This is a genomic window from Streptomyces sp. CRCS-T-1, from assembly GCF_024442335.1.
GTDB classification, from domain to species: domain Bacteria; phylum Actinomycetota; class Actinomycetes; order Streptomycetales; family Streptomycetaceae; genus Streptomyces; species Streptomyces koelreuteriae.
In genome coordinates this window covers 6500038-6519007 of record NZ_CP101651.1, presented here as the reverse complement: position 1 = coordinate 6519007, position 18970 = coordinate 6500038, and the positions used below count along the sequence as shown (strand labels likewise).

The 18970-nt window shown below is 70.6% G+C and carries 16 protein-coding genes; 4 read left to right on the top strand and 12 right to left on the bottom strand.

What is annotated here, in order from left to right:
- Positions 1-7: 7 nt before the first annotated feature.
- The gene (pgl, locus tag NNW99_RS29490) at positions 8-793 is read left to right on the top strand and encodes a 6-phosphogluconolactonase (protein WP_215122203.1); all 786 of its coding nucleotides are present in this window, start codon (positions 8-10) and stop codon (positions 791-793) included.
- 130 nt (positions 794-923) lie between these two features.
- On the opposite strand, the gene NNW99_RS29485 is transcribed toward pgl, so the two are convergent.
- The 5 genes from NNW99_RS29485 to NNW99_RS29465 all read right to left on the bottom strand — a co-directional run bounded on the left by NNW99_RS29485 (position 924) and on the right by NNW99_RS29465 (position 7586).
- On the bottom strand, positions 924-1763 hold the full coding sequence (locus tag NNW99_RS29485; RefSeq protein WP_215122202.1) for a carbohydrate ABC transporter permease: 840 nt from the start codon (positions 1761-1763) through the stop codon (positions 924-926).
- Positions 1760-3121, bottom strand: a complete 1362-nt coding sequence (locus NNW99_RS29480) for an ABC transporter permease subunit (RefSeq protein ID WP_215122201.1) — start codon at positions 3119-3121, stop codon at positions 1760-1762. The genes NNW99_RS29485 and NNW99_RS29480 overlap by 4 nt, the downstream gene beginning before the upstream one ends.
- Before the next feature lie 6 nt (positions 3122-3127).
- Entirely contained in the window at positions 3128-4453 is a 1326-nt protein-coding gene (locus NNW99_RS29475) for an ABC transporter substrate-binding protein (protein ID WP_215122200.1), read from the bottom strand.
- Positions 4454-4490: 37 nt separating this feature from the next.
- Positions 4491-6110, bottom strand: a complete 1620-nt coding sequence (locus NNW99_RS29470) for a glycoside hydrolase family 13 protein (protein ID WP_215122199.1) — start codon at positions 6108-6110, stop codon at positions 4491-4493.
- Positions 6111-6314: 204 nt separating this feature from the next.
- A complete protein-coding gene (locus NNW99_RS29465) occupies positions 6315-7586 on the bottom strand; it encodes an ABC transporter substrate-binding protein (RefSeq protein WP_215122198.1) in 1272 nt (423 codons plus the stop codon).
- Between the two features lie 121 nt (positions 7587-7707).
- Here NNW99_RS29465 and NNW99_RS29460 point away from each other — a divergent pair, with 121 nt between their 5' ends.
- The 3 genes from NNW99_RS29460 to NNW99_RS29450 all read left to right on the top strand — a co-directional run bounded on the left by NNW99_RS29460 (position 7708) and on the right by NNW99_RS29450 (position 11457).
- A complete protein-coding gene (locus NNW99_RS29460) occupies positions 7708-8223 on the top strand; it encodes a PadR family transcriptional regulator (protein WP_184596865.1) in 516 nt (171 codons plus the stop codon).
- Positions 8220-8975: an ABC transporter ATP-binding protein gene (locus NNW99_RS29455; protein WP_215122197.1), complete on the top strand. Its 756-nt coding sequence runs from the start codon at positions 8220-8222 to the stop codon at positions 8973-8975. Before NNW99_RS29460 ends, NNW99_RS29455 begins: the two co-directional genes overlap by 4 nt.
- A 70-nt stretch (positions 8976-9045) precedes the next feature.
- A complete protein-coding gene (locus NNW99_RS29450) occupies positions 9046-11457 on the top strand; it encodes an FtsX-like permease family protein (RefSeq protein WP_215122196.1) in 2412 nt (803 codons plus the stop codon).
- A gap of 209 nt (positions 11458-11666) precedes the next feature.
- Here NNW99_RS29450 and pgi read toward each other — a convergent pair whose 3' ends face one another.
- The 7 genes from pgi to gap form a co-directional block, all read right to left on the bottom strand.
- Positions 11667-13319 (bottom strand): glucose-6-phosphate isomerase, encoded by a 1653-nt coding sequence (gene pgi, locus NNW99_RS29445; protein WP_215122195.1) that lies wholly within the window; start codon positions 13317-13319, stop codon positions 11667-11669.
- A 68-nt stretch (positions 13320-13387) separates the two neighbouring features.
- Positions 13388-14656, bottom strand: coding sequence for an MFS transporter (locus NNW99_RS29440; protein ID WP_215122194.1), 1269 nt, complete (start codon positions 14654-14656; stop codon positions 13388-13390).
- A gap of 133 nt (positions 14657-14789) precedes the next feature.
- On the bottom strand, positions 14790-15125 hold the full coding sequence (locus NNW99_RS29435) for an RNA polymerase-binding protein RbpA (protein WP_003976875.1): 336 nt from the start codon (positions 15123-15125) through the stop codon (positions 14790-14792).
- A gap of 208 nt (positions 15126-15333) precedes the next feature.
- Positions 15334-15564, bottom strand: coding sequence for a preprotein translocase subunit SecG (gene secG, locus NNW99_RS29430; RefSeq protein ID WP_184596855.1), 231 nt, complete (start codon positions 15562-15564; stop codon positions 15334-15336).
- A gap of 101 nt (positions 15565-15665) precedes the next feature.
- Positions 15666-16442: a triose-phosphate isomerase gene (tpiA, locus tag NNW99_RS29425; protein ID WP_215122193.1), complete on the bottom strand. Its 777-nt coding sequence runs from the start codon at positions 16440-16442 to the stop codon at positions 15666-15668.
- Positions 16443-16447: 5 nt separating this feature from the next.
- Positions 16448-17659: a phosphoglycerate kinase gene (gene pgk, locus NNW99_RS29420; protein ID WP_215122192.1), complete on the bottom strand. Its 1212-nt coding sequence runs from the start codon at positions 17657-17659 to the stop codon at positions 16448-16450.
- Positions 17660-17801: 142 nt separating this feature from the next.
- Positions 17802-18812 carry a type I glyceraldehyde-3-phosphate dehydrogenase gene (gene gap, locus NNW99_RS29415; RefSeq protein ID WP_215122191.1) on the bottom strand — a complete coding sequence of 337 codons (1011 nt, stop codon included), beginning with the start codon at positions 18810-18812 and terminating at the stop codon, positions 17802-17804.
- Positions 18813-18970: the final 158 nt, after the last annotated feature.

Below are 18970 nucleotides of genomic sequence, written 5' to 3'. Positions count from 1 at the left end.
CGACGAAGTGAGTACGGCACCGCAGCTGGTCGTGCACCGCGACAAGGAGCTGATGGCGCAGGCCGCGGCGGCCCGGCTGATCACGAAGATCGTGGACGCCCAGGCCTCCCGGGGCTCGGCGTCCGTGGTCCTCACGGGCGGCCGCAACGGCAACGGCCTGCTGGCCGCCCTGGCCGCGGCGCCCGCCCGGGACGCCGTCGACTGGAGCCGGCTCGACCTCTGGTGGGGCGACGAGCGGTTCCTGCCCGAGGGCGACCCGGAGCGCAACATCACGCAGGCGAGGGAGGCGCTGCTGGACACGGTGCCGCTCGATCCGAAGCGGGTGCACGCGATGCCCGCGTCGGACGGCCCCGACGGCGCCGACGTGGACGCGGCGGCGGCCGCGTACGCGGAGGAACTTGCCCGAGCGGCCGGCCCGGAGAACCACGGCCCCGTGCCGACGTTCGACGTCCTGATGCTGGGCGTCGGTCCGGACACGCATGTCGCGTCCCTGTTCCCGGAGCTTCCCGCGGTCCGGGAGACGGACCGTACGGTCGTCGGCGTCCACGGCGCGCCCAAGCCGCCTCCGACCCGGGTGACGCTGACGTTGCCTGCGATCCGGGCGGCTCGTGAGGTGTGGCTCCTGGCGGCGGGCGAGGACAAGGCCCAGGCCGCGGCGATCGCGCTCTCGGGCGCGGGCGAGATCCAGGCCCCGGCGGCGGGGGCGTACGGCCGCAGCCGGACGCTGTGGCTGCTGGACGGGGCGGCGGCCTCCCAGCTCCCGCGCTCGCTGTATCCGCCGGCGTCGGCATAGGCATACCAGGGGGCTCCGCCCCCTGGATCCTCCGGGCCTTGGCCCACCCATCAAGGACAGTTTCGGGTGGTGGGTGGGCACAGGCGGGGGTCCAGGGGGCGGAGCCCCCTGGTACGCGAACAGGCAGCGGCTACTTGACCGACCCCGCCATCACGCCCTGCACAAAGTGCTTCTGGAACGCGAAGAACACGACCACAGGCACGACCAGGGACACGAACGCCCCCGGCGCCAGCACATCGATGTTGCTGCCGAACTGCCGGATCTGCGACTGGAGTTCCACCGTCAACGGCTGCGACGCACTGTCCGCGAACAGCAACGCCACCAGCATGTCGTTCCACACCCACAGGAACTGGAAGATGGCCAGGGAGGCGATCGCCGGCCGCCCCACGGGCAGCACGAGCCGCGTGAAGATACGCCACTCACTGCCCCCGTCCATGCGCGCGGCCTCCAGCATCTCCTTCGGTATCTCGGAGAAGTAGTTCCGCAGCAGGAACACCGCGAACGGCAGCCCGTAGGCGACATGGAAGAGCACGACACCCGGGATCGTCCCGAACAGCCCCAGCTGCCCGAAGAGTTTCGCGACCGGCAGCAGCCCGATCTGCACGGGCACCACCAGCAACGCGACCACGACCAGAAAGATCGTCTCCCGCCCGGGGAAGTCCAGCCACGCGAAGGCGTACCCCGCGAGCGCGGCGATGACGACGACCAGAACCGTGGTCGGCACCGAGATCAGCACCGTGTTCCAGAACGCCGTCGTGATCCCGGCGTTCCCCAGCAGCTCCGAGTAGTTGTCGAAGGACAGCTGCCCCGGGCTGGTGAACACCGTCCACCAGCCGCCCTTCGCGGTCTCCTCGGCGGACCGCATCGAGGACAGGAACAGCCCGGCCAGCGGCGTCATCCACACCAGGCCCACGATCACGAGGAAGGCCTGGACGACTCCGTTGCCCAACCCGCGCCGAACCGCGTTCATCGCTGACTCCTTCGGAAGCGGCGGACGTTGAACACCATGGCCGGGACCACCAGGAGCAGGAGCAGCACTCCGAGTGCGCTGCCGAGTCCCTGGTTGTTGCCGCCGCCGAACGACACCAGCCACATCTGCGTCGCGAGGACGGTCGCGTCTTCCTGTACCGGCCCGGGCGCGATGATGTAGACGAGGTCGAAGACCTTCATCACGTTGATGACCAGGGTGATGAAGACGACGGTCAGGACGGGTGCCAGCAGCGGCACGGTGATCCGCCGGAAGATCTGCCATTCGTTGGCGCCGTCCATCCGCGCCGCCTCCAGCGTGTCGCGCGGCAGCGTCGCCAGTCCGGCGCCGATGAGCACCATGGAGAAGCCGGTCCAGATCCACAGGTACGCGCCGATGATCGCCGGTGTGACCAGGGCCGGTCCGAGCCAGGAGACGCCCTCGTAGGGCGGGGCGAAGTTGGACGAGGGCAACTGCACCGCGTAGGAGCCGGGTTCGAGGCCCTGGAAGCGGAAGGAGCCGTCGGAGGCGGTGGTCGCCGTGGCGACCGTCTTGCCGTCGCGCACCGCCTCGACCTTCATCTCGGGCAGTCCGCTCTCGCTCCGGTCGACCTTGCCCTGCTCCCCTCCCCCGCCGGGCGTGAAGTCCAGGTAGACCACGCCGCGCACTTCGTCGGCGGCGGCCTTCTGTCCCGCCGCCGCGTACGCCGGCTTCGTCCCGCCCGGCAGGTCGTCGGGCAGTACGCCGACCAGCGGGAGCGTCACCGCGTTGCCCGGTGACACGCTCTGGCTCGTGCGGTACGACCCGTCCTTCTCCTTGGTCAGACCCTGCCCGTCACGTCCCCGGGCCGTCGGGTAGGACGAGGAGCCCTCGAACGCGTCGTGGACGGAGACGACCGCCGCGTTGAGGACGCCCTTGTCGGGGTCCTCGTCGTAGGCGAGGCGGAAGATGATGCCGGCGGCGAGGAAGGAGACCGCCATCGGCATGAAGAGGAGCAGTTTGAAGGCGGTGGCCCAGCGGACCTTCTCCACCAGGACGGCCAGGATCAGCCCGAGGCCGGTCAGCAGGGCCGGTGCGACGACGACCCAGATGGCCGTGTTGCGGACGGCGTTGAGGGTCGCCGGGTCGCTGAACATCTCGGCGTAGTTGTCGCCGCCGACGAACGTCGTCCCGGAGGCGTCGAAGAAGCTGCGGCCGATGCTGAACAGCACGGGGTAGACGACGAGCGCGCCGAGCAGCAGCAGCGCGGGCAGCACGAACAGCAGGGCGATGACCTTGCCGCGCCGGCGCAGTCGCCGCGTCCGGTCGGCGATCGTGCCGGGCGGCGGTGGACTCGTCTCTTTCACGAGGGTCGCTGTCATGGCGTATCAGTCCTGGTACGCCTTGGCCGCCGCGGCCTCCAGCTTCGCCGCGGTGCCCTTCGGGTCGGACGGGTCGCGCAGGAAGTCCTGGAGCAGCTTCCACTCGCCGGTGCCCTTGGTGCCGCCGAAGGCCGCGGGGGCCTGGTCGGACATGTCGAAGCGGACCGAGTCCCCGGCCTGGACGAGGGACTTGGCGGTGGCGCGGGTGACATCGTCGCCGTACTTGGCGAGGTCGAGTTCCTTGTTCGGGGAGAGGAAGCCGCCCGCCTCGGCCCACACCTCGGAGGCCTCCGGCGTGGCCAGGTACTCCGTGAGGGCCTGCGCGGCCTTCTGGTTCTTGCCGTCCTTCAGGACGGCGGCCGCGTCACCGCCGCTGACGACCGGAGCCTCACCGCCGCCGACCGCGGGGAACGGGAAGAAGTTCGCGTCCTTGCCGACGGTCTTGCCGAACTGGTCCTTGGCGACGCCGGCGACGAAGTCGCCCTCGTAGACCATGCCGGCCTCGGGCTCGGGTCCGAAGACCTTCTCCACGGAGCCGGGGAAGTCGGTGTTCAGCGCGCCCTTCTGGCCGCCGGCGATGAGCTGCTTGTCCTGGAAGAGCTTGCCGAGCGTGGTGAGGGCGTCGACGACCGACGCGTCGGTCCACTTCAGCTTGTGCGCGGCGAGGGCGTCGTACTTCTCGGGTCCGGCCTGCGACAGGTAGACGTTCTCAAACCAGTCGGTGAGGGTCCAGCCGTCCTGTCCGGCGACGGAGAACGCGGCGAGCCCGGAGTCGGACACGGTCTGCCCGGCCTTGAGCATCTCGTCGTACGACTTCGGCGGCTTCACGCCGGCCTGGGCGAGGGCGTCGGGGCTGTACCAGACGGTCGACTTGTGGGCGGCCTTGAAGTACAGGCCGTAGAGGGTGCCGTCGACGCTGCCGTACTTCTTCCACACGGGGGCGTAGCCCGCGTCGACGGCCTGCTCGGTCTTCTTCGACAGCGGCTTGAGCCAGCCCTTCTGCGCGAACTGCTTGAGCACGCCGACCTGCGGGACCATCACGACGTCGGGGGCGTTGCCACCCTCGATCTTGCTGCCGACGACGGTGGATACGTTGTCGCCGGTGGACGTGAACTGCGTCTTGGCGCCGGTCTTCTCGGTGAAGGCGTCGAGCACCTTCTGGAAGTTCTTCTGCTCGGTGCCGGACCAGACGCCGGCCACGGTGACGGTCTGGCCGCTGAGGGCCTTGTCGCCGCCTCCGGCCGCGACGGGGCCGCCGCCGCAGGCGGTCGCGCCGAGCGACAGGGCGAGGGCGGTGCAGCCGGCGAGCAGGGTGGTACGTCGTCGCATCATCGTTGATGTCCCTTCGGGGAGTTGACTTGCGGGGAGTTCAGGAACGGATCCACCAGGCGGCCGTGGAGCCGGGCAGTACCCCGGCGGGGCAGGGGCCGCTGGCGAGCAGAGGGGTGCCGGGGACCGGCGCGGGGGTGGGTGCCGTACCGAAGTTGACGGCGCACACCAGGTCGTCGCCGCGGGCGAAGGCGAGGACGCCGGGCGGGGCGTCCAGCCAGCGCAAAGTGCCCTCGCCCAGCTGAGGCAGGGTGCCGCGCAGTTGGAGGCCGTCGCGGTACAGGTGCCAGAAGGAGCGGGTGTCGGCGAGGGCGCGGTCGGTGGCGTACTCGGCGAAGTACTCCGGCTGCGGCAGCCACGGCTTGGCGCTCTCCTCGCCGGAGGTGAAGCCGAAGGGCGAGGCCTGCCCCGACCAGGGCAGCGGCACCCGGCAGCCGTCGCGGATGCGGGCCCGGCTGCCGGTGCGGTGGAAGATCGGGTCGGTGAGCACGTCGTCGGGCAGGTCGACGACCTCGGGCAGGCCGAGCTCCTCGCCCTGGTAGATGTAGGCGGCGCCGGGCAGTGCCAGCATCAGCAGCGCGGCGGCGCGGGCCCGGGCGGCGCCGAGGCCGCTGCCTTCGGTGGCGGGTTCGCCGTAGCGGGTGACGGTGCGGACCTGGTCGTGGTTGTTGAGGACCCAGGTGACCGTCGAGCCGGTCCCGGCGATGTCCTGCATGGCCTCGGAGATGACCTTCTGGAAGGCGTCCGGGTCCCAGGGGGCGCTGAGCAGGTCGAAGAAGAAGGCCTGGTGGAGTTCGTCCGGGCGGACGTACCGGGCGTGCTCGCGGGCGGTCGGGACGGAGACCTCGCCGACGAGGAGGCGTTCGCAGCCGTCGCGCTCGGTGTAGTCCTCGCATATGGAGCGCCAGCGGCGCCACACCTCGTGTACCTCGGGCTGGTTCCAGGCGAGCGGGTTGACCGAGTCGCGGGTGCGGGCGTCGGCCTCCGGGTCGTCGGAGTCGGGCAGCTCGGGGTGCTTGTAGAGGCCGGCGGCGACGTCGATGCGGAAGCCGTCGACGCCCCGGTCCAGCCAGAAGCGCAGGACCCGGTCGAACTCGGCGGCGACCTCCGGGTCACGCCAGTTCCAGTCGGGCTGCTCGGGCGTGAACATGTGCAGGTACCACTGGCCGGGCCGCCCGTCCGCCTCGGTCACCCGGCTCCACGCCGGCCCGCCGAACATGGCGTGCCAGTTGTTGGGCGGCTCGTCGCCGTCCGGGCCGCGGCCGTCGGCGAAGTGGAAGCGGGCGCGGGCCTCGCTGCCGGGAGCCGCGGCGAGGGCCTCGCGGAACCAGGGGTGCTCGCTGGAGCAGTGGTTCGGGACGATGTCGAGCAGCACCTTCACGCCGAGCCGCCGCGCGGCCCCGACCAGCTGGTCGAACTCGGCGAGGTCGCCGAAGAGCGGGTCGACGTCGCAGTAGTCGGCCACGTCGTAGCCGTGGTCGTGCTGCGGCGAGGGATAGAAGGGGCTCAGCCAGATCCCGTCGACGCCGAGCTTCTTCAGATACGGCAGTCCGGCCCGGACTCCGGCGAGATCGCCGATGCCGTCGCCGGTGCTGTCGAGGAAGCTGCGGACGTACACCTGATAGATCACTGCGTCACGCCACCAGTGGTGCCTGTTCAACCCATCGACCTGTCTCTGTGGAGGGGCAGCGGTTATGCATGCATGTTAAGTAGGCGTGTCGCGAGGGTGTCAATGAAAAGACAGAAGCTACCGGGGAGTTGAGGTAGTAAAATTGGGCATCAAACGGGCATATCTCAGCCAGATGAGACGTGCGCGTTACCTAACAAGTAACTAGAAGCGGGTCACTGGAAGCCGCTGGAAGCGCTACCCGCGCGAGATGACGTCGAGCTCCCGCGCCAGACGGCGCACCGCGGCCGTCGGCGTCTCGTGCCCGGCCATCGCGTCGTGCACGACGGCCTGGACGACCAGGCTGACCTGGTCGTAGCGCGGGCTCTTGGGGCGCGGCTCGGCCGCGAGCACGCTCTCGCGCAGGGTCGGCAGGTACGGGAACCTGCGGATGAGCTGCGGGTCCTTGTAGAGATCGGCCCGTACGGGCGGCAGCGCGCCACGGGTGAGGACCTGGCGCTGGACGCCCTCACTGGTGAGGTACGCGATCAGACGGGCGGCCGAGTCGGGATGCCGGGCGTGTGAGCTGACGGCCAGGTTGGAGCCGCCGAGGACACTCGTCCCCGGCCCGTCCCGTCCGGGCAGCGGCACGGCGCCGATCTTCCCGGCGACCCGGGACCCCGGGGCGGAGGCGCCGACGTACGCGTACGGCCAGTTCCGCAGGAAGAGCAGCCGGCCGTCCTGGAAGGCCTGCTTGGACTCCTCCTCCTTGTAGGTCAGCGCCTCTTTCGAGATCCAGCCCTCTCGCACTCCGCGGGTCAGGAAGCCGATGCCCTCGCGGGCCGCCGCCGAGTCGACGGTGACGCGCTCGCCCTCGTCGCCGAGGATCGAGCCGCCCGCCGAGTAGACGGCTTCCGCCGCGTTGACGGTGAGGCCCTCGTAGGGGAGGAACTGCCCGGCGTAGCCGTCGAGGCCGTGCTTCGGGGCGATGGTCTTCGCGTACCGCTCCAGCTCCGCCCAGGTGCGCGGCGGCTCGACGCCCTCCTTGTCCAGGATGTCCTTGCGATAGAGGAGCAGGCCGGCGTTGGTGACGTACGGGACGGCGTAGAGCTGTCCGTCGTAGGTCGCCGTGTCGACGACCGGCGGGAGGAAGGTCTTCAGCGGGAAGCGGTCACGGGGCAGGGGTCTGATCCAGCCCGCGGCGGCGAACTCCGAGGTCCAGTTGACGTCGATGTTGAGCACGTCGAACCTGCTGCGGTCGCCGTCGCGCAGGTCGGTGGACATCTGCGCCTGGGTCTCGTCGGCCGAGTCGGGCAGCTCGACGAGGGTCACCTTCTCGCCGGGGTGGGTGCGGTTCCAGCCCTCCAGCAGGGGGCCGAGATAGCCGGTGAGGTCTCCGGCGGTGGCCAGGGTGAGCGGTCCGCGGCCGCCGCCCGCCGGCTCGCCCGCCTGCGCTCCGGCGGCGACGTAGCCGGTCATGACCACGACGAGAACGAGAAGGCCCCTACCCGCGGCATGGATCCACCGCATAGGTTCCTCCCTGTACACCGGCGTCGGGCTCCCTTGCCCGGAATCAGAGGCCATGTATACCTGTTAGGTATGGGCGATACTAGGGTCTGGAGCACATTGACCGGACAGGAGGACTGCACGCGTGCGCCTGCACCTCCTGGCACTCCTCGCCCGCGGCCCCGCCCATGGCTACGAGCTCAAGCAGGACCTTGAGCAACTGCTGGGCTCCGCGTACCCTCAGCCGAATGTCGGCCAGATCTATGTGACCCTCGGCCGCCTCGAGAAGTCGGGACTGATCGAGGGCGAGGACGTGGCGCAGTCCAGCCGGCCCAATAAAAAGGTCTACCACCTCACCGACGCCGGGCGGGAGGCGCTGCGCGCCTGGTTCGAGGAGCCCGAGGACGAGCCGCGGGTACGGGACGACTTCTTCATGAAGCTGGCGCTCGCTCCGCAGACCGGTCTCGCCGACCAGATCTCCCTGATCAACCACCAGCGGCGCCAGTATCTGAACACCATGCGGCAGCTGTCGAAGCTGGCCGCCGCCGAGGACCGCGACAATCGCATCGCGCATCTGCTGATAGAGGGTGCGATGCTGCACTTGCAGGCCGATCTGGACTGGCTGGAGCGGTGCCAGGAAGAGCTGGAGGAGCTGGAGTGAGCGACGACCGTCCCGCTCCTGTGCTGCGCGCCGAGGGGCTGGTGAAGACGCACCACGGCGAGGGCGCGCCCGCCCATGCCGTGCGCGGGGTCGATCTGTGCGTGCGGCAGGGCGAGTTCGTGGCGATCACCGGCCCGTCCGGCGCCGGGAAGTCGACGCTGCTGCATCTGCTCGGCGGGCTCCAGCGGCCGGACGCGGGCCATCTCTGGCTCGACGGCGAGTCCACCGACACCTACGGCGAGGCCCGCTGGGCGGTGGAGCGCAGGAAGCGGATCGGGATCGTCTTCCAGTTCTTCAACCTGGTGTCCAGCCTGTCCGTCGCCGACAACGTGGAGCTGCCCGCCCTGCTCGCCGGAAGCTCGCCGAAGCGGGCGCGCACCGAGCGCGAGCAGCTGCTGGCCGAGCTGGGGCTGACGGGCAAGGAGCGCAGCATGCCGGGCGAGCTGTCCGGCGGTGAGCAGCAGCGGGTCGCCCTGGCCCGGGCCCTGGTCAACCATCCCCCGCTGCTCCTGGCCGACGAACCGGCCGGCAGCCTCGACAGCAAGGGCACCCGCGAGGTGATGCGGCTGCTGTCCCGCTTCCACCAGCGCGGCCAGACGATCCTGCTGGTCACCCATGACGCGCGGCTGGCGAGCGCGGCGGACCGGGTGATCAGCTTCTTCGACGGCCGGATCGCCGACGACGCGGAACTCGACGGCGGCACACCCCCGCGCCGGTCCGGCATCTCCGGTGTGCTGGAACTCAAGGACTGACATGCGGGTGAAGGACTGACATGCGGGTGTACGACGGCTGCCCGGCGTCCGGGCCGAGAGGCTGAGGCCCGTGCGAGCCACCCTGCGCTGGGCCCACTCCGATCTGCGCACGCACCGCGGCGAGGCGCTGTTCCTCGTCCTGGCCACCGCGGGCATCGTCGCCTCGCTGCTGCTGGCCACGGCCCTGTTCGGGTACGCGACCAACCCCTGGCAGCGCGTCTTCACACAGTCGCACGGCGCGCATGTGTGGCTGCACACCGACGCGGCCGCCGACACCGGGAAGCTGGCCGGTCTGGACGGCGTCGACTCCGTCGCCGGTCCCTATCCCACCGCCGATGTCACCGTCTCCTCACGAGGCAGCCGCGCCGCCGTGGAGTTGCGCGGCACTCAGGAACGGCCGTCCGTCGGCAACCCGCCGGTCGTCTCCGGCCGCTGGCTCGACCCTTCGACGCCGAACGGTGTGGTCCTGGAGAGCCGCCTCGCCCGCGCCCTGCTGGCCGAGCCCGGCGACACCATCGGCGTGCCCGGCACCGCCCGCGAGCTGACCGTCGTGGGGCTCGCCGACAGCGCCGAGCCCCGCTACCGGCCCGGTGAGCAGCCGGGCCTGGTGTGGGCCCTGCCGTCGGCCGTGCCCGACCCCGGCGGCCAGGTGATCGGGCTGCGCCTGACGGACCCCGGCGACACCTCCTACGTCGTGCAGCGTGCCGTGACCGTGCTGGGAGCCGGGGCGATCGGCGAGGTGTCCACCTGGCAGCAGGCCCGCGCCGAGGCCCAGGGCGACAACCGGCTCCTCGGCCAGGTGCTGGGCCTGTTCGGGCTGGGCGCGCTGGTCGCCGCCGGGCTCGCCGTGCATGGGGCGATCAGCACCCGTATCCGGGGCCACCTGCGGGATCTCTCCATCCTGAAGGCGATCGGCTTCACCCCGGGCCAGGTGGTCCGCGTCTTCCTGCTCCAGCATCTCGCCTACGCCCTGCTGGGCGCCGTTGCCGCCGCCGCGCTCGCCGAGGTACTGGGCAGCCGCATCCCCGGACGGCTCGGGGACGCGGTCGGGGTGTGGCAGGGCCTTCCCGGGCACACCGTGGCGCTGATCGTGATCCCGGTGGGTGCCGTGCTGTTCATCGGCGCGACCACCGGCCTTGCCGCATGGCGGGCGGGACGAGTCCCGCCGGTGCCGGTGCCGAGGCCCACGGCGGCGCTGGGCGGGCGATTGACCGGGGCGACGGGCCGAAGCCGCGGGCGCGCGCCCGGCGAAACGGAAGCCGGCCACGGAGTGCGGCCGGCGAGCGTCCTGCGCCGCGTCCTTCGACTCCCGCCCGCGGCGCCACGCACCGGACAGCTCTCCGGCATGGCCCGCCGGGCCCTCGGCCTGCGGATTCCGCCCGCGCTGGTGCTGGGCTGGCACAAGGCATTCACCCGCCGCCCCCGCTCCCTCGCCACCGTCGCCCGCCTCACGCTGCCGCTGCTGCTGATCGTCGTGGCGATGAGCGCGTGGACCACCATCGACCGCTTCCACAGCGAGCCGGAGCAGATCGGCCTGCCCACCACCCTCAGCGTCCGCGCCGACGCCGGCCTGAACGAACGGCAGACCCGCACCCTCCTGGAACGCGACCCGCAGGTCGCCGCCGCCTACCCCGGCGTCGAGACGGCCGCCCTGGTCCCGGGCCAGACGGCGACCATCGCCCTGCGCGGCCTCGGCACCCAGCAGGACCCCTACCCCTACACCCTCGCCGAGGGCCGCGCCGCCCGTGGCGCCGACGAGGCGGTGGCCGGGCAGGGCCTGCTCGACCTGCTGGACGTGCACGTCGGCGACTGGGTCCGCATGACCGTCGGCGACCAGCCGCAGATCCTGCACATCGTGGGCCGCAGCATCGAGCCGGAGAACGCCGGCCGGGTCATCTCCACGTCCCTCGACACCCTCCGCGCCAACGACCCCGGGCTCCGCCCGACCCTCTACGAGCTGCGCCTGGACCCCGGCGCCGACCCGGGGGAGGTCGCCGACCGGCTCGCCACGGCCGGGCGCGGCCATCTGGACGTGCACACCGTGGCCAACCCCGCCGACGGGCTCTCCCCACTGCGGGCCGTCGTCGCCGGGCTGATCGCCGTGCTCGCCCTCATCGGGCTCATCGAGCTGCTGACCGCGATCGGCGGCACCGTCCGCGAGGGCGAACGGGACCTGCTGGCGCTGAAGGCCATCGGTCTGTCCCCCCGCCAGATCACGGCGATCACGGTCACGGCCACCGGCTGCACGGCCCTGGCAGCCGTCCTCGCCGCCACCGCCCTGGGACTGCCGCTCGCCCACTGGCTCATCGACGCCCAGGGCAGGTCAAGCGGGATCGGTGCGGGCATCGCCCAGGGCCCGTCGGCCCTGCTCATGCTGCTGCTGGGTGCGGCGGCGGTGCTCTGCGCGGCCGCGCTGGCCGCCCTACCCGCGGCGCGCGCGGCACGCCGCCGCCTCGCGGACACGCTGAGCGCGGTCGCCTGACCCACCTGACCTCGTCGGCTTCGCCGCCCAGCCGCCGTAGAGGTGCTGCCGGTGAGGCGCGTACGGGCTGGCGCCTCCGGTGGGCCCGGGGGGACCGGTAGGCCCGGGAGAACCGGTAGGCCCGGGAGAACCGGTGGGCCCGGGGGGAAGCGGACGGCGCGCAACCGCCCGCGTTCCCGCCCGGCCCGTCTCCCCCGCCGGGCTCGTCGTCACTGCCGTCCGCGCAGCTCCCGGTACGTGGCGACCAGAGCCTCGGTGGAGGCGTCCAGGCCCTCGACCTCGGCGCCCTCGGTCAGCGCGGGCTCGACGCGCTTGGCGAGGACCTTGCCCAGCTCCACGCCCCACTGGTCGAAGGAATCGATGTTCCACACCGCGCCCTGCACGAACACCTTGTGCTCGTAGAGGGCGACCAATTGGCCGAGGACGGACGGCGTCAGCTCGGGCGCCAGGATCGTGGTCGTCGGGTGATTGCCCTGGAACGTCTTGTGCGGCACCAGCTCCTCCGGCACCCCCTCGGCCCGCACCTCCTGCGGCGTCTTGCCGAAGGCGAGCGCCTGCGTCTGCGCGAAGAAGTTGGCCATCAGCAGATCGTGCTGCGCCTTCAGCTCGTCGCTCAGCTCGGCGACGGGCCGCGCGAAGCCGATGAAGTCCGCCGGGATCAGCTTCGTGCCCTGGTGGATGAGCTGGTAGTAGGCGTGCTGCCCGTTGGTGCCCGGCGTGCCCCACACCACCGGCCCCGTCTGCCACTCGACCTCACGCCCGTCCCGGTCCACGTACTTGCCGTTGGACTCCATGTCGAGCTGCTGGAGATATGCGGTGAACTTCGACAGATAGTGGCTGTAGGGCAGCACCGCGTGCGACTGGGCGTCGTGGAAGTTGCCGTACCAGATGCCCAGCAGGCCCAGCAGCAGCGGCACATTGGACTCGGCGGGCGCGGTCCGGAAGTGCTCGTCGACGATCCAGAACCCGTCGAGCATCTCCCGGAAGCGGTCCGGGCCGATGGCGATCATCAGGGACAGGCCGATCGCGGAGTCGTACGAGTAGCGTCCGCCGACCCAGTCCCAGAACTCGAACATGTTGGCCGTGTCGATACCGAACCCGGCGACCTTCTCGGCGTTCGTCGACAGCGCCACGAAGTGCTTGGCGACAGCGGCCTCGTCACCGAGCGCGGCCAGCAGCCAGCTTCGGGCGGAGGTGGCGTTGGTGACCGTCTCGATGGTGGTGAAGGTCTTGGACGCGACGATGAACAGCGTCTCCGCCGGGTCCAGATCCCTGACCGCCTCGTGCAGGTCGGCACCGTCCACGTTCGACACGAAGCGGAACGTCATCGAGCGGTCCGTGTAGGCGCGCAGCACCTCGAACGCCATCGCCGGACCCAGGTCGGAACCGCCGATGCCGATGTTGACGACGTTGCGGATGCGCTTGCCGGTGTGGCCGGTCCACTCCCCGGAGCGGACGCGGTCGGCGAAGCCGGCCATCTTGTCCAGCACCGCGTGCACACCCGGCACCACGTTCTCACCGTCGACCTCGACCACCGCGTCCCGCGGCGCCCGCAGCGCGGTGTGCAGCACCGACCGGTCCTCGGTGGTGTTGATCTTCTCCCCGCGGAACATGGCGTCCCGGAGCCCGAAGACATCGGTGGCGGCGGCCAGTCCCCGCAGCAGTCGCAGGGTGTCGTCGGTGACGAGGTGCTTGGAGTAGTCGACGTACAGGTCGCCGACCCGGAGGGCGTACGCGGTGCCGCGGCCGGGCTCGGCGGCGAACAGCTCGCGCAGCCCCACCTCGCCCAGTTCCTCGCGATGCTTGGCCAGTGCCGTCCACTCGGGCGTCTGATTGAGCCTGGTACGGCCGTCTGCGTTCATCTGGGACTTCAGCCTTCTTTCCTGTCCTGCCTGCGCACCTTGCCCCGCTGCCGGTCCAACCTAATTGATCAGCGCGTGGCGTCGGTTGTCGTGGCACCGTCGGCCGGTTCAACAACAGATACGTTCGCGTGGAGCGTGGGTATCAGCGCGATGACGGCCAGGAGGAAGAACGCGGCGGTCAGCAGGGGCGGGGTGTTGGGGCCCCAGGCGGTGGCGACGGCTCCCCCGAGCAGGGCGCCGAGGGGCACTCCGGCGAAGGCCAGGGTGCGGAAGGCCGAGCTGACCCGGCCCAGGAGCCCGGCGGGGCTGCGCTCCTGCATCAGCGTCGTCGTGTTGACGTTCCACACCATGCTCATGAGCCCGAAGACGGCCAGCATCCCCACCAGCACGGTCAGGCTGCGCACGGTGCCCATGACGACGAGGGCCGCGGTCTGCACCGATCCGGCGAGCAGCACCGACCGCTGCCGGCCGAGCCGCGCCACCAGCCGGCTGTTCACCACTCCCCCGGCCAGACCGCCCAGAGTGAAGGCGGTGCCCGCCGCCGCGTAGCCCACGGAACCCGCCTCCAGCCAGTCGGTGACGAGGACGACCAGCAGGGCGAGCAGGGTGCCCATGCCGATGTTGCACAGGGCGGTGGCGGCGCACAGGCCGCGCAGGGCGCGGTCGCGCCACAGGGTGCGCAAGCCCTCCGCGATCTCACGGCGCAGGGTGCTGCCCGCCGGCCTCGGCTCACGGTCGGTCCCGGCGGCCGGCAGAGTGGCGATCAGCGCGGCGGCCACCAGGAAGGTCACGGCGTCGGCCGCGAAAGGCACGGCGGCACCGGCCGCCAGCAGCAGCGGCACGACCGGCCCGCCCAGCAGGCCGCCCGCGACACGCTGGCCGGTCATCAGCCGGGCGTTGGCGCTGCCGAGCGCGTCCCGGTCGACCAGGGCGGGGAGCAGCGCGGTCGCGGCGTTGTCGAAGAGGGTCTGGAGGGTGGTGAGGGCGACGGCCAGCACGATGAGCAGGCCGATCGAGGCGTGGCCGAGGGCGACGGCCACGGCGAAGGCGGCGATCAGCAGGCCGCGTAACGCGTCCGCCATCCACATGGCGCGCCGCTGGTCCACCCGGTCGGCGACGGCTCCGCCGAGCAGCCCGAAGACGATCCAGGGCAGATAGCCGCAGGCGGTGACGGAGGCGATGAGCAGCGGCTCGTCGGTCAGTGTGACCGCCAGCAGGGGCAGCGCGGCGTTGCGCAGCGCGTCACCGAAGCTGGACAGCACGGCCGCGCTCCACAGCCGTCCGAAGGCCCCGCGCCACGCGGGCGCGCGCACGCTCCCCACCTCGACCGTCGCCACTGTTCCCCCTCACGGTTCGCCCGATGCACAAACCGTAGAGGGCACCACTGACAATCGGTCCGCGAGCGGGCCGCGGCGGGCTCGGAAACCAGCTCCGGCCGGGCACCTACTGGTGTCCGGCCGGTCTCAATTCCTAGATCTCGCCTCGCAGTTTGGCGAGCGCCTCGGCGAGGATCGCCTCGCCGTCCGCGTCGCTGCGCCGCTCCCGCACATACGCCAGGTGCGTCTTGTAGGGCTCGGTGCGCGGCGGGTCCGGGGGGTTGTCCCGGTCCTGGCCGGCCGGGAATCCGCAGCGGGGACAGTCCCAGGTTTCGGGCACCTGCGCGTCGCTGGCGAAGCTCGGCTGGGTCTCGTGTCCGTTGGAGCACCAGAAGGAGATGCGCAGCCGCGGCGCGGACTCGCCGCGCTCGGCCTCGCCCATCGGCCCCGCCCCGACCCGGCTTCCCCGGATCGCGTTGCCACTTGCCACGGTCGTAACTCCCTGCGTGATGGTGCCGCGAAGCGAGTCGGCGTTCCGCTTCGCTGCGAGCGCCTCAGTCTACGTAAGGCCCAACGCGCGTCCAGTGATTGGAGTTACAACCCTCACACAAAGACGCAAGCCCCATGATAGGCCGCGCTCAGCGGCGCGTACCGAACATGGGGCCTTGCGTACGAGTTCCGTGCGGAGTGCGTCTCGGTCAGTTGTTCACCTTCATCAGGATGCCGAGCACGACAATGCACGCGAACCAGCCCAGACCGACCACGACGGTGATCCGGTCGAGGTTGCGCTCGGCGACCGAGGAGCCGCCGACGGAGGACTGCATGCCGCCACCGAACATGTCGGAGAGGCCGCCGCCCTTCCCCTTGTGCATCAGCACCAGCAGCATCAGCAGCAGGCTGAAGACGATCAGGGCGATCGAGAACCCCATAACCACGGCTGGACCAACTTCCTCGGATTCTGACGGACGACGCGGGGCCCAGCACAAGGCTGGACCCCGCAAGGGTACGACGTTACGCCGCTACCGCCTACTCACTGGTCGCGAAAGCGCACGATCTTGACGAACTCGTCGGCGTCCAGCGAGGCGCCGCCGACCAGGGCACCGTCGATGTCGGCCTGGGCCATGATCTCGGCCACGTTGCCCGCCTTGACCGAGCCGCCGTACTGGATGCGGACCTTGTCGGCCAGGTCCTGCGAGTACAGCTCGGCGATCTTGCCGCGGATCGCCGAGCAGACCTCCTGGGCGTCCCCGGCTCCGCAGACCTTGCCGGTTCCGATGGCCCAGACGGGCTCGTAGGCGATCACAACGGTCTCGGCCTGCTCGGCGGGGAGGTCCTTCAGACCGCCCTCGACCTGGGCGAGGGTGTGGGAGACGTGGTTGCCCGCCTCGCGGACCTCCAGCTCCTCGCCGACGCACAGGATGGGCGTCAGGCCGTGCTTGTAGGCGGCCTTGACCTTGGCGTTCACCAGCTCGTCGGTCTCGGCGTGGTACTGGCGCCGCTCGCTGTGGCCGATGGCGACGTACGAGCACTTCAGCTTGGCCAGCATCGGGCCGGAGATCTCGCCGGTGAAGGCACCGCCGTCGTGCGCCGAGATGTCCTGGGCACCGTACTTGATCTTGAGCTTGTCGCCGTCGACCAGGGTCTGCACGGAGCGCAGGTCGGTGAAGGGCGGCAGGACGGCGACCTCGACGGCCTCGTAGTCCTTGTCGGCCAGGGCGAAGGCGAGCTTCTGGACGTGGGCGATGGCCTCGAGGTGGTTGAGGTTCATCTTCCAGTTGCCCGCCATCAGCGGCGTGCGCGCGGTCATGTGGGTCAGTCCTCCAGTGCGGCGAGGCCGGGGAGCGTCTTGCCCTCGAGGTATTCGAGGGAGGCGCCGCCACCGGTCGAGATGTGGCCGAATGCCGTCTCGTCGAAGCCCAGGATGCGCACGGCGGCGGCGGAGTCGCCACCGCCGACCACGGTGAAGCCCTTGGATTCGACGAGTGCCTGGGCGACCGCCTTGGTGCCCTCGGCGTAGTCGGGGTGCTCGAAGACGCCCATGGGACCGTTCCAGAAGACGGTGGCGGCGTCGGCGAGCTTGGATGCGTACAGCTTGCAGGTCTCGGGCCCGTTGTCGAGGCCCTGTCGGTCGGCCGGGATGGCGTCCGCGGCGACGGTCGTGGGGTTGGCCGGGGCCTTGGTCTTCAGGTCCGGGAACTCGGTCCCGGCGAGGACGTCCACCGGCAGGACCAGCTCGACGCCGGTCTTCTCGGCGCGCTCGATGTACTCCTGGACGGCCGGGATCTGGTCCTCCTGGAGGAGGGACTTGCCGATCTCGTAGCCCTTGGCCTTGAGGAAGGTGTAGGCCATGCCGCCGCCGATGAGGATGCGGTCGGCCTTGCCGAGCAGCTGGTCGATCACGGCGAGCTTGTCGGAGACCTTGGCCCCGCCGAGCGCGACGACGTAGGGCCGCGCGACCTCGTCGGTGAGCTTCTTGAGGACGCCGACCTCGGTCGCGATGAGGTAGCCGGCGTAGTGCGGCAGCCGGGCCGGGAGGTCGTACACGGAGGCGTGCTTGCGGTGCACGGCTCCGAAGCCGTCGCCGACGTAGACGTCGGCGAGGGCGGCGAGCCGGTCGGCGAAGGCGCCGCGCTCGGCGTCGTCCTTGCTCGTCTCGCCGGCGTTGAAGCGCAGGTTCTCGACGACGGCGACCTGGCCGTCGCTCAGGCCCGCGACGGTGGCCTGGGCGGACTCGCCGACCGTGTCGGTCGCGAAGGCCACGTCGGCGCCGAGGAGTTCACCGAGGCGCGCGGCGGCGGGCTCGAGGGAGAAGGCCGGGTCCGGGGCGCCCTTGGGGCGGCCCAGGTGGGAGGCGACGACCACGCGGGCGCCCGCCTCGGCGAGGGCCTTGACCGTGGGCAGCACGGCGCGGATACGGCCGTCGTCGGTGATCGACGTGCCGTCCAGCGGCACGTTCAGGTCCGCGCGGACGAAAGCCCGCTTGCCCGCGACCCCTTCGGCGAGGAGTTCGTCGATCGTCTTCATGAAGGGACTCCTGAAAGAGCTCGTAAGCGCTCGTAAGCGCTCGTGATCGAACAGCTCTGATCTGTACGTGCGTCAGGGCTCGGGCAGCGCGTCCTCACGCTGCCCGAGCCCTGCTCTCACACTGTCGTGCCCGCTCGGTTGATCAGAGCTGGTTGCCGACGAAGACCGTAAGGTCCACGAGGCGGTTGGAGTAGCCCCACTCGTTGTCGTACCAGCCGAGGATCTTCACCGAGTTGCCCTCCTGGACCATGGTCAGGGAGGCGTCGAAGGTGCAGGAGGCCGGGTCGCTGACGATGTCCGAGGAGACGATCTGGTCCTCGGTGTAGGCCAGGTAGCCCTTGAGGTCGCCGTCGTCGGAGGCCTTCTTGAACGCGGCGTTGACCTCGTCCTTGGTGACCTCGCGCTGGAGCGTCACGACCAGGTCGGTGGCCGAGCCGGTCGGGACCGGGACGCGCATCGCGATGCCGTCGAGCTTGCCCTTGAGCTGCGGCAGGACCAGCGCGGTGGCCTTGGCGGCACCCGTGGTGGTCGGGATGATGTTCTCGGCGGCGGCGCGGGCGCGACGCAGGTCCGAGTGCGGGAAGTCCAGGATGCGCTGGTCGTTGGTGTACGCGTGGACCGTCGTCATCAGGCCCTTGACGATGCCGAAGTTCTCGTCGAGGACCTTGGCCATCGGCGCCACACAGTTGGTGGTGCAGGAGGCGTTGGAGATGACGTGGTGGTTCGCCGGGTCGTACTTGTCCTGGTTGACACCCATCACGATGGTGATGTCCTCCTCCTTGGCCGGAGCCGAGATGAGGACCTTCTTGGCGCCGCCGGTGAGGTGCTTGGCGGCGTCGGCCTTCTTCGTGAAGATGCCGGTGGACTCGATGACGATGTCGACGCCCAGCTCGCCCCACGGGATGTCGGCGGGGTTGCGCTCGGACAGCACCTTGATGGTGTGGCCGTCGACCGTGATCGTGTCTGCGGTGTGCGACACCTCTGCCTTGAGACGGCCCAGGATGGTGTCGTACTTGAGCAGATGAGCGGTGGTCGCGGTGTCACCCAGGTCGTTGACAGCCACGATGTCGATGTCCGCACCCTGCTCCAGCAGCGCACGGAAGTAGTTGCGGCCGATGCGGCCGAAGCCGTTGATGCCTACGCGGATCGTCACGAACCGATCTCCTCGTTGGTACGCCGGCCATGAAGAGCCGGCGAGCTCTGTTTGGGATGTCCCCGACCGCCTACGACCCTACCTCCCTGAGCCCCAGGTGGTGACATCCAGATGCCCCATACACGGCAGGGCGGTCCGTACCCGCCAGTAGGGGTACG